We start from the raw sequence: 12,696 nt of genomic DNA, 5'->3' as shown, positions 1-12,696 counted from the left end.
CCATGAAAATATTGATATGTTTAAATTGTGAGAATAAAAACCAATCAATATGAAACGCATACTCACACTTATCGCAATTACAATGTATCTTTCTTGTTTTGTCGCATCGGCTCAGGGTAAAGATCCATTAATCGAAAAAATTATTAAAGAAGCAACAGAAAGTTCTCAATTAAAAGAATTGGCACATGAGCTTATGGATGGTATTGGTCCTAGGTTAGTCGGCACTCCACAAATGCAACAAGCGCATAATTGGGCTGTTGCAAAATATAAAACCTGGGGAATTGATGCCAGAAATGAAAAATGGGGAGAATGGCGTGGATGGGAACGAGGAACCACCCACATTGATATGGTATCTCCTTGGGTAAAATCTCTTGAAGGTACACAATTAGCTTGGAGTCCTGGTACTGGTAGTAATGGTGTTGTTGCCGAGTTAATTGTTATTCCCGAAGTAAAAGATTCGATTACTTTTCAGAAATGGTTACCCAATGTAAAAGGTAAAATTGTAATGACATCTATGAATCAACCCACAGGGAGGCCTGACTATAATTGGGAAGAATTTGCTACAGAAGAGTCGTTCAAAAAAATGAAAGAACAAAGAAATCAGCAAACAAAAGCATGGAGAGAAAACATTAAAAAAACCGGATATAATCGTCGAACTCTCGCCCCTGCTTTAGAAAAAGCTGGTGCTGTAGGAATAGCACAAAGTAATTGGTCCAGAGGGTTTGGAGTTAACAAAATATTTAGTGCCCGAACAAAAAAAATACCCACAGTAGATTTGTCATTGGAAGATTACGGAATGTTATATCGCCTTGTAGAACATGGTTCTAAACCAAAAATAAAGATCACATCAGAATCCAAAGAACTAGGAATGATGCCTACATTCAATACGATTGCAGAAATAAAAGGAACCGAAAAACCTGACGAGTATATTATTCTTTCTGCACATTTCGATTCATGGGATGGAGGTACTGGAGCTACAGATAATGGAACAGGAACCATAACCATGATGGAAGCTGCACGTATCCTCAAAAAAATATATCCAAACCCTAAACGTACCATACTTATAGGACTTTGGGGAAGTGAAGAACAAGGTTTGAACGGGTCACGAGCTTTTGTTGAAGATCATCCAAAAATTGTTTCAGGTGTGCAAGCCTTATTTAATCAGGATAACGGTACAGGGCGTGTAGTTCGCTTATCAGGACAAGGATTCCTGCATTCTTATGATTATTTAGGAAAATGGCTAGAAGCAGTTCCCGAAAACATCACTAAGCATATAGAAACTACTTTCCCAGGAACTCCTGGCGGAGGTGGTTCTGATTATGCTTCTTTCGTATCAGCCGGAGCTCCTGCGTTTTCATTAAGTTCACTTAATTGGTCGTACTGGAATTATACTTGGCATACAAATCGTGATACATACGATAAAATTATATTTGATGATGTACTTAATAATGTAATTCTAACTGCAATTCTGGCATATAAAGCTAGTGAAGACCCTAAAAAAACTTCGAGAGAAAAAAGTATATTACCTATAAATAAACGTACCCAGAAACAACGTATCTGGCCAGAATTAAGAAGTCCAAACAGAAAAGGAGGACAAAACTAATTAGTATCAAATTAAGAATATTCAATTAGAATTGATACAAAAAAACGAGACTGTTTAATTACAGTCTCGTTTTTAAAATTGTTTCTTAAGTAATGATCAATACCAGAGGCAGCCTCCAGATCCGCCAATACCAATACAGATACCAGCTTCACAGAATGGACCCCCAGGAGCATTTTCGCAACACATTCTACCTCTTTGTGTACATGCGTAACGTCTTGCACCAGAGATTTTGCTTTGCTCCTCTTTACTCAGAGCTTTTACGCCATCCAGATTTAAGATAATTTTCATTTGTGTAAATATTTGTGGTTAATGAGTTTCAATATTAATTGATTAGTTTACAGAATATTAATCTTAGTAAAAGTAACACAATTACGCAATATCCGGATACAGAAAAAACTCAAAAAAAGTACTGTTTAATATCAGAATAGTCATAAAAAAAGCATCCATCCCAAGATGTATCAGGATAAACGCTCTTATTTATATTGTTTGAATCAAGAGTTCTTTTAAATATAAAAACTCAATTCTATGATTGGTTTAAAGCAAATAAAACCTTTTTTAAAAGCACCTATCTCAAGAAATATCAAGATACGCGCTCTATAGGTATCGTTAAAACTAATTTGCTTGTCTTCAAGAAACTATTCATTTCTTTACTGCCTACACTTACTAGACGAACATTGCTTTGTTTTGTTACACAACAAAATTGCATTATTTCACAAAACACTGATTATCAAATACATAAATAACAAAAAAGTAACTATTTATTATAAAACAGTCCATAAAAAATATTTGTAACATATTTATAAAATTAAATATGTATATTTGTTACATGAATAATGAAAGAATACTTCAAATAAATAAAGCCATATCTAATGCCACTCGTTTAGATATACTAAAATGGTTAAAAGACCCAGAAGCCAATTTCCCTCCTCATAAAGATCTTGGACATTTTAATGATGGTGTATGTGGTCAGCATATTAAAGATAAATCAGGTTTATCACAACCTACTATATCTCATTATTTAACCGGTATGTATAAAGCTGGTTTATTAATTACCACAAGACATGGAAAATGGACATATTTTAAAAGGAATGAACTTGTAATCAAAGAATTTTTAGAAGCCATAAATAAAGAGCTATAAAAAATTTAGGTAAACATATTTACAAAATTAAATATATAATAATATAAAAATGAAAATAGAAAAAGTAAACATCGACGACAAATTATCTCTCTTTTCTGATCATTGGAACCCTCGAATTGTTGGAGAACTTAATGGACAACATGTAAAATTAGTGAAGTTTAAAGGTGAGTTTGTATGGCATAAACATGATAACGAAGATGAAATGTTTTATGTTGTAAATGGTGAATTCAAAATGGAATTTCGTGATCGGACGGTACTTTTAAAACCTAATGAATTTTTGATCATCCCAAAAGGAACAGAACATAGACCTGTAGCAGATGAAGAAGTTTCTGTAATGCTCTTCGAACCCAATACTACAATCAATACAGGTAATACTCCTGGAAATTTGACACAAGATAAATTAGAAACTATCTAAAAGGAAAGCTTATGAAAATCTTAGTTATTGGTGCTACCGGAACAATAGGTAGTGCGATTTATAACACTCTCAAAAATGAGTATAGTGATGTATTTGGTGCTCATCGAAATAGCAAGTCCTACCCTATTGACATTACAGATAAAGCATCTATAAAAACGCTATTTGAAAAACTACCAAAAATAGATGCAGTAATTAATGCAGCAGGTACAGCTTCGTGGAAACCATTATCAGAATTAACAGAAGATGATTATTATATCGGGATACACAGTAAATTAATGGGACAAGTTAACCTTGTGCATATAGCAAAAGATTATGTAAATGACAATGCCTCAATAACTTTAACAACTGGTATTCTGGCAGAACATTATGAACCCAATGCCGTAGGATTATCACTAGTAAATGGTGCTTTGCATAGTTTTGTTAATGCCGCATCAAAAGAATTAGATCGTGGAATTAGGTTAAATGTTGTTGCTCCTGGTGCTATAGCAGGAGATTTTCCAGAGGATCAAAAATTTGCAGGATACTATCCGGTTCATATTAAAGATGTAGTGGATAGCTACAAACAAATATTTAATAACAATAACACAGGTACTATTTATAAAAAATATTAAAAATAAAACATTTAGGCTCATGAAAATTTCAATGTACCAAATCGATGCTTTTACCAAAACCTTATTTGGAGGTAATCCTGCTGCAATATGTCATTTACCACATTGGCTAGACGACAAAACTTTACAGAACATTGCAGTAGAAAACAATTTAGCAGAAACAGGATATTTTGTAAAAAAGGACGACATCTATGAAATAAGATGGTTTATGCCTCATGCCGAAATTGACTTGTGCGGTCATGCTACACTTGCATCGGCATATGTAATCTTTAACTATATTGATTCTTCTATCAACGAAATTACATTTTCTTCAAAAAGTGGGATTCTAAAAGCCAAAAAAGAAGACAATGGAGCAATTACACTAGATTTTCCTTCCAGACCACCAGAACCTATTGAAATTCCTTCTGAAATATACCAGGCTCTTAATGCAAAACCTATTGCTACTTTTGCTGCTCGTGATTTGGTAATCACGCTTTCATCTGAAGAAGAAATATTAAATGAGAACCCTAAACTCGATTTACTTAAGGATCTACCCTATTTATGTATCATTATCACTGCTGAAGGAAAACATGCTGATTTTGTTTCTCGTGTATTTGATGCAAATGGTATTATTCAGCCCGAAGATCCTGTTACAGGTTCTGCTCATACTTCTCTGGTACCGTTTTGGGCTAAAAAACTAGGAAAAAACAAACTTAAAGCTCAACAATTATCTGCTCGTAGAGGAGAATTAGATTGCAAACTAGATGGAAACCGTGTTTTCCTTAGCGGGCACTCGGTTCCATACTTGATCGGAGAAATTGAAATATAATCCCAGGAATTGTCATTGAAATAAAATCAGAATACTTAAAAAAATGAGTAGTACTCTTTGAAATTTATGCTTATGAAAACTATAGGATTGATTGGAGGAATGAGCTGGGAATCATCAGCTCTCTATTATGAATTGATTAATAAACGTGCAAAAAAACTTCTCGGAGGTTTTCATTCTGCCAAGTGTATTTTGGCTTCGGTTGATTTTTCCGAAATCGAAAACTTACAACGTAAAGATGATTGGGACGGATTAAACAAATTAATGATAAAATCCACAAAACAATTAGAAAACGCTGGAGCAGATTTGATAATTCTATGTACAAACACAATGCATTTATGTAGTGAAGAAATGATTAAAAATACTTCAGTCCCTTTTCTACATATTGCAAGTGCTACGGGTAAAAACATTAAATCTAAAGGATTAAAAAAGTTGGCTCTCCTAGGTACCAAATTTACGATGGAGAGAGATTTTTACAGAAACATCTTAAAAGAGTTTGATATTGAAATAATACTTCCAAATCAAAATGATCGGGAACTTATTCATGAGGTAATATATAAAGAACTGGTACTCGGAAACATTAAAGATAGTTCTAGAGAAGAATTCAAACGAATTATAAAAGCATTAGAGCATGAAGGTGCAGAAGGTGTAATTTTAGGATGTACAGAAATACCGTTATTGATCAAACAAGATGATGTTGATATTCCAGTATTTGATACCACAAAAATTCATGCAGAAAGTGCCGTTGAAATAGCCTTACAATATTAATATAACCTATTACATCTGATAATAATTATATGACAACATTAAGAAACCGGCAGTGTATCTATACAAAAAGACCAGAAGAGATAGTAGATAATAGTCATTATACCATGAAAGAGGGAACCATTTCTATGTCTTATCTTAAACCTGGTGAAGTACTAATTAAATCAGAATTTTTTAGTATTGATCCATATATGCGTATTCAACAATCCAATAAAAATACTTGGGAAAGCCCCCACCCTTTAAATATTGTTCAAGGCGGAGCGGTAGTTGGCCAAATAATAGCTATAAATGATTCTAATACCTCTCTTAAAATTGGTGATTGGGTATTATCATACACAGGTTGGCAAGAATATGCTATTGCAGAGGTTAATAGTCTTCGGAAATTAGACCCAAACCAAACCTCTGTAACCACTGCATTAGGAGTCTTAGGAATGCCTGCACGTATTGCATATTTTGGATTAATTGAAGCTGGAAAACCTAAAACAGGAGAAACCATTGTCGTGTCAGGTGCCTCTGGAGCAGTTGGACAAATTGTTGTACAGATAGCAAAATTAAAAGGATGTAAAGTGGTAGGTATAGCAGGATCAGATAAAAAAACCAAATATCTACAAGATGAATTGGGGGTAGATGCTATAATTAACTATAAAAAACACCCCTCGGCTATAGAAATGAAAAATGAACTTTCTAGAATATGCCCAGAAGGAATAGATATATATTATGATAATGTAGGAGGCTTTATCACCGATGCTATATTCGAACTAATAAATATTAATGCAAGGATCATAATTTGCGGTCAAATTTCACAATATTCAGGAGGGCTGGACAATCCAGAATTAGGGCCTCGGTTTTTACATAAACTACTATATAAGAGAGCCACAATACAGGGAGTATTAGCAAGAGATTACAACCATAAAATGGATCAAATGCTTAAAGAAATGACTCCATGGGTAATCAGTAAATCATTAAAATATAAAGAAACAATCATTGAAGGGTTTGAAAACCTGCCCAGTGCTCTTAATATGCTTTTCCATGGTAAAAATATGGGGAAATTAATTGTAAAAGTATAATTACCATTAATCATCCATAAATAGCTGATTAATTTTAGCTCTCAATTTTCGCTTATAGTCTTCCTCTAACCAATCTCTATAGTTTTTAGTACTTTTACTAATACAATAAGAATATCTACGTACACGAAATTCTATATCTTGATCTAAAAGTTTACTTAAAATTCGTGCATCAAAAACATCTTCGCTATTTTGTACACACATTATAGCATGTTGTTCTATAGATTTTTCGAGAACCGTTAAGCTTCTATGTCCGTGGCGTTTTGTTTTTGCATATTCTTCTTCGATATCAAACTCAACATTTTCAGATTTTAGAAATTCTTTTCTTAACTCCTCTGGCAATACATATTTAAAATTGCGTTCTATCTCCTCATCCCCAACCAGATTATCATAATAGAAATCTGGTGACCTAAAAATAGATTGCCAATCAATATCAGAATTCCATAACCCAAATCTTGCAGTATTATTTCCTAAATCGATTATTGAAAATTCTGGTTTAACAGGTAATATACGAGATCCCCTACCGATCATCTGAAAATATAAAGTAAGTGATTTTGTTGCCCTGTTAAGAATAATACTTTCTACTGTAGGTTCATCAAATCCAGTAGTAAGAATACTAACAGAAGTAAGAATAGCATCATTTGTTGTTTTAAACCATGCTAATATATCTTCTCTTTCTTGCTTACTATTTGTATTATCGAGGTGACGAATAGGATGTCCTGCCCTTTTAAAAGCCTCATATACATAAATAGAGGTATTAATCCCATTGTTAAAAATCAGTGTCTTTTTACCTTTTGATCTTTCTTCATAAGCATGTAATAACTTATCCTGCATTAACATATTGGTATACAGGTCTTCTGAAGATTTTACAGTATAGTCACCATTCATTCCTATTTTTAGAGATCCTAATCCAACATCATAGGTATAAATTACAGGCTTAGCCAGGAATCCACTATTAATTAATGAACTGATTGTATCCCCTACAATTAATTCATTATAATTATCCTTCATCGGGAGTTTCATATTTGAACTAAGCGGTGTAGCCGTTACTCCAAGGATAAAACAATTTTTAAAAAATCTAAAAAGCTTTCTAAATGAATTATAGTGAGCTTCATCAATAATCACCATTCCTATATTGTGCAGTTCTAAATGATCATCATTAAGCCTGTTGTTAAGAGTCTCCACCATCGCAACAAAACACATATATTCATTTTGGTCATCGAGCTCCTTAACAGAGCTGTTTATGATTTTATTCTTTACCCCAAACTCGGTTAACATTTTCGAGGTTTGGCCACAGAGTTCAATTCGATGAGTAAGGACAACCACTTTTTTTCTAGTGGACTTTATATACCGTCTTACAATTTCAGAAAAAATAACCGTCTTTCCTCCTCCGGTAGGAAGTTGATACAACAGATTATATTTTTGGGAAAACTCTTTTAGACGACTAAATATCTTATCTATATCCCGCTTCTGATAATCGTAAAGTACTTTTTGTTCTTTTTTATCTACCCCTTTGGGTTGTAATCCCATGTATCTCCTATTAAAAAAATAAACTACAAAATTAAACACTTTTAAAGGTTATATGAAAGAATTAAGGAGATATATTTAATCTATTTATATTTTATTCTTTACTATCTTATTAGAATTCACATAAGTTCTATACATATATAAAAAGTAAACATTTTTTGTTTCTTTACATTTTTCAAAAAATGTTAATTTATCATAATTATATATTTCAAGAACAGTTGTTATTTTAATTTTACCCTTTCAATTAAATATCTATTTAATGGCTAAAGCAGACAAAGACCTAATTCCTGTACAGGCACTTTTAATCCCTAAATCTATAGTATATACTGCAAAAATATTGAATTGGATATCTCCTTTTCTGGCATCTAGATTTGCAGCCAGAATATTTTTAACACCTTTCGGTTATAAAATGCCCGATAGAGAAAAGGTGATGTATGAGAAGAGTAAAAAAGAAAGAATTCTAATAAAAAAAATTAATAGAGAGGTCATCATTTATAATTATGGAAATTCTAATAAAAAAATTCTTCTGGCTCATGGTTGGTCTGGAAGCGGTACACAGCTTTCAAAAATTGCAGATCAATTATTAGAAAACGGATATAGTACTGTAAGCTTTGATGCTCCGGCACATGGCCATGCTCCTGGAAAAAGAAGTATGTTACCCTTTTTTATCGAAACAATAAACCAATTAGAAAAAACTCATGGTCCGTTTAAAGCTGCAATAGGACATTCATTAGGAGGAATGTCATTATTAAGAACTACCCGATTTGGATTACAAATCAAATCCTTGGTCATCATTGGTACCGCCAATAGCATCACTGCAATCACTAAAAATTTTGCAAAGAATCTACAATTAGATCAAAAGGTGGGGCGTTTATTAAAAACATACTTTGATAAAAAGTATGGAGAAGATCTTGATAATTACTCGGGAGCGACTTCTGCCGCAGGAGTAAAAATACCTACTCTTGTAATACATGATAAAAATGATGTTGATGTACATTACAGTGCAGCGCATGAAATCGTTAATAATTTAGAGAATGGACAACTGTTAATTACAGAACAACTAGGCCATCGAAAAATTTTAGGAGACCAAGAAGTAATATCCAAAATCATAGAATATATTTTGGAATAGTTATTGATCAGTTATTGTTAGCCAGTTTATACGACTACTTAGGTATAACTTTAATTAAAAATTAGAAAAAACTATGAAACGTTTTATTTTATTATGTATTAGTGTTCTGGCTATTAGTTGCACAGGTACGGCACAAAAAGAAGGTAAAAAGGATAGTAAAGTCTATGCAGTCTCTAAAACCAATGCAGAATGGAAAAAGGTTCTAACCTCAGAACAATACTATATTCTTAGACAAGCAGGAACAGAAAGACCATTCTCTAGCCCTCTAAACAAATTGTATACTCATGGCACATTTCATTGTGCTGCATGTAATACACCATTATACGAAAGTAAATACAAATTTGATAGCGGAACAGGTTGGCCAAGTTTTGATCGTGCAATAGAAGGAAGTATCGATAACGATATAGATCATAAATTAGGATATGCTAGATCCGAGCTACTATGTGGGACATGTGGAGGACATTTGGGCCATGTATTTAGTGACGGTCCCAGAGAAACAACAGGAATGAGACATTGCATTAATGGTGATGCTCTAGTGTTTAAATCTAATAAATCAAAAAATGAGTAAATATCCAATAGAAAAATCTGAAGCCGAATGGAAAGAGAAGCTTACAGAAGAGCAATATAAAATATTAAGACAAAAAGGAACCGAAAGGCCATTTACCGGGGAATACAACATGCATTTTGAAGATGGAGCATATACCTGTATGGCTTGTGATGTACCTCTATTCAAAAGTGTTTCTAAATTTGATTCGGGATGTGGCTGGCCAAGTTTTGATGAATCAATAGAAGGAAGTGTAGAATATATAAAAGATACATCCCACGGTATGATACGCACAGAAATATTATGTGCTAATTGTGGTAGTCATTTAGGCCATGTATTTAATGATGGTCCAACAACTACAGGTCAACGCTATTGTGTAAACTCTATTAGTATAGACTTTAATAAAAAATAAATCGATAATAAATAAAATTTAGAATTCATGAGAAAAATTTTCGCACTACTATGTCTAGCCACATTTATATTTACATCTTGTTCTAGCGATGATGATACAGATTTTGATACTATTGCAAACACCTTTGAAGTAACAGGAACGTTTAATACTGCTAATAATTTTCGGATTGAAGCTGTGGTACCTGATAATGTTAATGTATTAGACTCAGATGTTGCGTTAGTTTATATATTAGATCCTGAAAAATCTACAGCTCAAGTTGATGTATGGGAACCACTACCAAGGACTTTTTTCTTTGCTCCTGGAGAATTTGCTCAATTTCAATTCAATTTTATTTTTAACGAAGCACAAAATATTGCGAGTATTGATATATTTATAGAGAGTGATGATCTAAATGCATTGGCCGCTGATATTACAGATAATCAATCTTTCAGGATTGTAGTTATACCTTCAACTTTTGCAAAAAATTCAAAAATAGATTTTTCTGATTTTAATACTGTAAAAAAAGCACTTAAACTGAAATTTTAAAGAAGTACATAATTCAATTATATTTCATATTAAGTACTGATTATAATAAAAAACATTAAAAATTAACACCACGGTTATATAACGTGGTGTTTTTTTGTCCTTTTTAATGAAAATCTTATTCTTAGGGAATACTTAAATCCTTTTTTGGTTAGCCGAATTATCCTTAAATTCGTGACTTCAAAAAATCGACATTTATGAACACATATGATATCATCGTTTTAGGAAGTGGTCCTGGGGGTTATGTAACTGCAATTAGAGCCTCGCAATTAGGGTTTAAAACCGCAGTAATTGAAAAAGAAAGTTTAGGCGGAGTATGCTTAAACTGGGGGTGTATTCCTACAAAAGCACTATTAAAAAGTGCTCAGGTATTCGAATACTTAAAACATGCTTCTGATTATGGACTTACTGTAGATAAATTTGACAAAGATTTTGATGCAGTTGTAAAACGTAGTCGTGGTGTAGCAGAAGGAATGAGCAAAGGAGTTCAGTTTCTTATGAAGAAAAATAAAATTGATGTTCTTGAAGGTTTTGGAAAATTAAAAGCCAGTAATAAAGTAACAGTAACAGATGCTGATGGAAAAGCTACTGATTATGAGGCAAAACATATCATTGTTGCTACAGGAGCCAGATCTAGAGAATTACCTAATTTACCACAAGATGGTAAAAAAGTAATTGGGTATAGAAAAGCAATGACATTAGAATCTCAACCAAAGAAGATGATTGTGGTTGGATCAGGAGCGATTGGAGTTGAATTTGCTCATTTCTATAATGCAATGGGTACAGAAGTTACTATCGTAGAATTTTTACCTAACCTTGTTCCTCTCGAGGATGTAGAAGTATCAAAGCAGTTTGAACGTAACTTCAAAAAAGCAGGAATTAAAGTAATGACTAATTCTTCTGTTGAAAGTGTAGATACAAGTGGTGATGGAGTAAAAGCAACAGTAAAAACTAAAAAAGGAGAAGAAATTCTCGAAGCAGATATTGTATTATCAGCTGTTGGTATTAAAACCAATATAGAAAATATAGGCTTAGAAGAATTAGGTATAGCTACAGATAGAGATAAAATTGTAGTAAATGATTGGTACCAAACCAATATCCCGGGAATTTATGCAATTGGTGATGTTGTTCCTGGTCCTGCCCTAGCCCATGTTGCTTCTGCAGAAGGAATTACATGTGTAGAAAAAATTGCAGGAATGCATGTAGAACCTATCGATTATGGAAATATCCCAGGATGTACATATGCTTCTCCAGAAATTGCTAGTGTCGGAATGACCGAAAAGCAAGCCAAAGAAGCTGGTTACGAATTAAAAGTTGGGAAATTTCCTTTTTCTGCCTCAGGAAAAGCCAGTGCAGCAGGAACTAAAGATGGTTTTGTAAAAGTGATTTTTGATGCAAAATACGGTGAGTGGTTAGGCTGTCATATGATTGGAGCCGGAGTTACAGATATGATTGCTGAGGCTGTATTAGGTAGAAAATTAGAAACTACTGGTCACGAAGTATTAAAAACGATCCACCCTCACCCAACAATGAGTGAAGCTGTAATGGAAGCTGTAGCAGATGCATATGATGAAGTAATTCATTTATAATATATAAACAAACCAATACATATTATCAAAAACGCCTTACTATCTTAATAGTAAGGCGTTTTATATCAACAATTTTAATCAAAATTGGTATTATGTAATTACTTTGTAGAAAAGCTTTGTATTGCCAATATATAACTTTGTAAACCAAAGCCCAGAATAACACCTTCTGCATTAGGTGATATATAAGATTGATGTCTAAACTCTTCTCTACCAAAAGTATTTGATATATGAACTTCTACAACAGGAATTGATATTGCCTTTATAGCATCTCCAATACCAATAGAAGTGTGAGTATAAGCTCCCGCATTAAGGATAACTCCATCATATTGATCATCTGCTTCCTGTAGTTTAGTAATCAATTCTCCTTCTATATTAGATTGATAATAAGACAACTCTAGTGTAGAAAAGTCAGATTGTAATTGAGCAAAGAACTCATCAAAAGTTTGATTTCCATACACCTCTGGCTCTCTTTTTCCAAGGAGGTTTAGATTGGGACCATTTATGATTAGTAATTTCACACGTTTATTTTTTTTTAGTAATTAATTGACAACAAATCAATTATGCTTTATATTTTT

At 33.0% G+C, this 12,696-nt stretch carries 15 protein-coding genes; 12 read left to right on the top strand and 3 right to left on the bottom strand.

The window, feature by feature from the left end:
- Positions 1-82: 82 nt before the first annotated feature.
- Positions 83-1,603, top strand: coding sequence for a M20/M25/M40 family metallo-hydrolase (locus tag Z054_RS0110845; protein ID WP_394331060.1), 1,521 nt, complete (start codon positions 83-85; stop codon positions 1,601-1,603).
- Between the two features lie 96 nt (positions 1,604-1,699).
- Here Z054_RS0110845 and Z054_RS0110840 read toward each other — a convergent pair whose 3' ends face one another.
- Complete coding sequence (locus tag Z054_RS0110840; protein ID WP_024770088.1) at positions 1,700-1,891, bottom strand: hypothetical protein; 192 nt, start codon at positions 1,889-1,891, stop codon at positions 1,700-1,702.
- A gap of 523 nt (positions 1,892-2,414) precedes the next feature.
- Here Z054_RS0110840 and Z054_RS0110835 point away from each other — a divergent pair.
- The 6 genes from Z054_RS0110835 (at position 2,415) to Z054_RS0110810 (ending at position 6,401) form a co-directional block, all read left to right on the top strand.
- Positions 2,415-2,741 (top strand): ArsR/SmtB family transcription factor, encoded by a 327-nt coding sequence (locus Z054_RS0110835; RefSeq protein WP_241461406.1) that lies wholly within the window; start codon positions 2,415-2,417, stop codon positions 2,739-2,741.
- A gap of 49 nt (positions 2,742-2,790) precedes the next feature.
- Positions 2,791-3,156 carry a cupin domain-containing protein gene (locus Z054_RS0110830; RefSeq protein ID WP_035091451.1) on the top strand — a complete coding sequence of 122 codons (366 nt, stop codon included), beginning with the start codon at positions 2,791-2,793 and terminating at the stop codon, positions 3,154-3,156.
- 11 nt (positions 3,157-3,167) lie between these two features.
- Positions 3,168-3,767 carry a short chain dehydrogenase gene (locus Z054_RS0110825; protein WP_024770085.1) on the top strand — a complete coding sequence of 200 codons (600 nt, stop codon included), beginning with the start codon at positions 3,168-3,170 and terminating at the stop codon, positions 3,765-3,767.
- A 19-nt stretch (positions 3,768-3,786) separates the two neighbouring features.
- Positions 3,787-4,572: a PhzF family phenazine biosynthesis protein gene (locus tag Z054_RS0110820; RefSeq protein ID WP_024770084.1), complete on the top strand. Its 786-nt coding sequence runs from the start codon at positions 3,787-3,789 to the stop codon at positions 4,570-4,572.
- Positions 4,573-4,644: 72 nt separating this feature from the next.
- Positions 4,645-5,337 carry an aspartate/glutamate racemase family protein gene (locus Z054_RS0110815; RefSeq protein ID WP_024770083.1) on the top strand — a complete coding sequence of 231 codons (693 nt, stop codon included), beginning with the start codon at positions 4,645-4,647 and terminating at the stop codon, positions 5,335-5,337.
- Between the two features lie 29 nt (positions 5,338-5,366).
- Positions 5,367-6,401 carry an NADP-dependent oxidoreductase gene (locus Z054_RS0110810; protein WP_024770082.1) on the top strand — a complete coding sequence of 345 codons (1,035 nt, stop codon included), beginning with the start codon at positions 5,367-5,369 and terminating at the stop codon, positions 6,399-6,401.
- Positions 6,402-6,407: 6 nt separating this feature from the next.
- Here Z054_RS0110810 and Z054_RS0110805 read toward each other — a convergent pair whose 3' ends face one another.
- Positions 6,408-7,928: a DEAD/DEAH box helicase gene (locus Z054_RS0110805; RefSeq protein ID WP_024770081.1), complete on the bottom strand. Its 1,521-nt coding sequence runs from the start codon at positions 7,926-7,928 to the stop codon at positions 6,408-6,410.
- A gap of 256 nt (positions 7,929-8,184) precedes the next feature.
- On the opposite strand from Z054_RS0110805, the gene Z054_RS0110800 reads away from it, so the two are divergent.
- The 5 genes from Z054_RS0110800 to lpdA all read left to right on the top strand — a co-directional run bounded on the left by Z054_RS0110800 (position 8,185) and on the right by lpdA (position 12,121).
- On the top strand, positions 8,185-9,054 hold the full coding sequence (locus tag Z054_RS0110800) for an alpha/beta fold hydrolase (RefSeq protein WP_024770080.1): 870 nt from the start codon (positions 8,185-8,187) through the stop codon (positions 9,052-9,054).
- 73 nt (positions 9,055-9,127) lie between these two features.
- Positions 9,128-9,622: a peptide-methionine (R)-S-oxide reductase MsrB gene (gene msrB, locus Z054_RS0110795; RefSeq protein ID WP_024770079.1), complete on the top strand. Its 495-nt coding sequence runs from the start codon at positions 9,128-9,130 to the stop codon at positions 9,620-9,622.
- The gene (msrB, locus tag Z054_RS0110790) at positions 9,615-10,010 is read left to right on the top strand and encodes a peptide-methionine (R)-S-oxide reductase MsrB (RefSeq protein ID WP_024770078.1); all 396 of its coding nucleotides are present in this window, start codon (positions 9,615-9,617) and stop codon (positions 10,008-10,010) included. Before msrB (Z054_RS0110795) ends, msrB (Z054_RS0110790) begins: the two co-directional genes overlap by 8 nt.
- 27 nt (positions 10,011-10,037) lie before the next feature.
- A complete protein-coding gene (locus Z054_RS0110785) occupies positions 10,038-10,535 on the top strand; it encodes a hypothetical protein (RefSeq protein WP_024770077.1) in 498 nt (165 codons plus the stop codon).
- Between the two features lie 194 nt (positions 10,536-10,729).
- Positions 10,730-12,121 (top strand): dihydrolipoyl dehydrogenase, encoded by a 1,392-nt coding sequence (gene lpdA, locus Z054_RS0110780; protein ID WP_024770076.1) that lies wholly within the window; start codon positions 10,730-10,732, stop codon positions 12,119-12,121.
- A gap of 98 nt (positions 12,122-12,219) precedes the next feature.
- Here the strand turns inward: lpdA and aroQ are convergent, their stop codons facing one another.
- Positions 12,220-12,639 (bottom strand): type II 3-dehydroquinate dehydratase, encoded by a 420-nt coding sequence (aroQ, locus tag Z054_RS0110775; RefSeq protein ID WP_024770075.1) that lies wholly within the window; start codon positions 12,637-12,639, stop codon positions 12,220-12,222.
- Between the last annotated feature and the right edge of the window lie 57 nt (positions 12,640-12,696).

Source organism: Aquimarina macrocephali JAMB N27, assembly GCF_000520995.1.
Classification (GTDB): domain Bacteria; phylum Bacteroidota; class Bacteroidia; order Flavobacteriales; family Flavobacteriaceae; genus Aquimarina; species Aquimarina macrocephali.
Note: the sequence above shows the minus strand (reverse complement) of the source record. Positions and strands in the feature narration are given on the sequence as shown.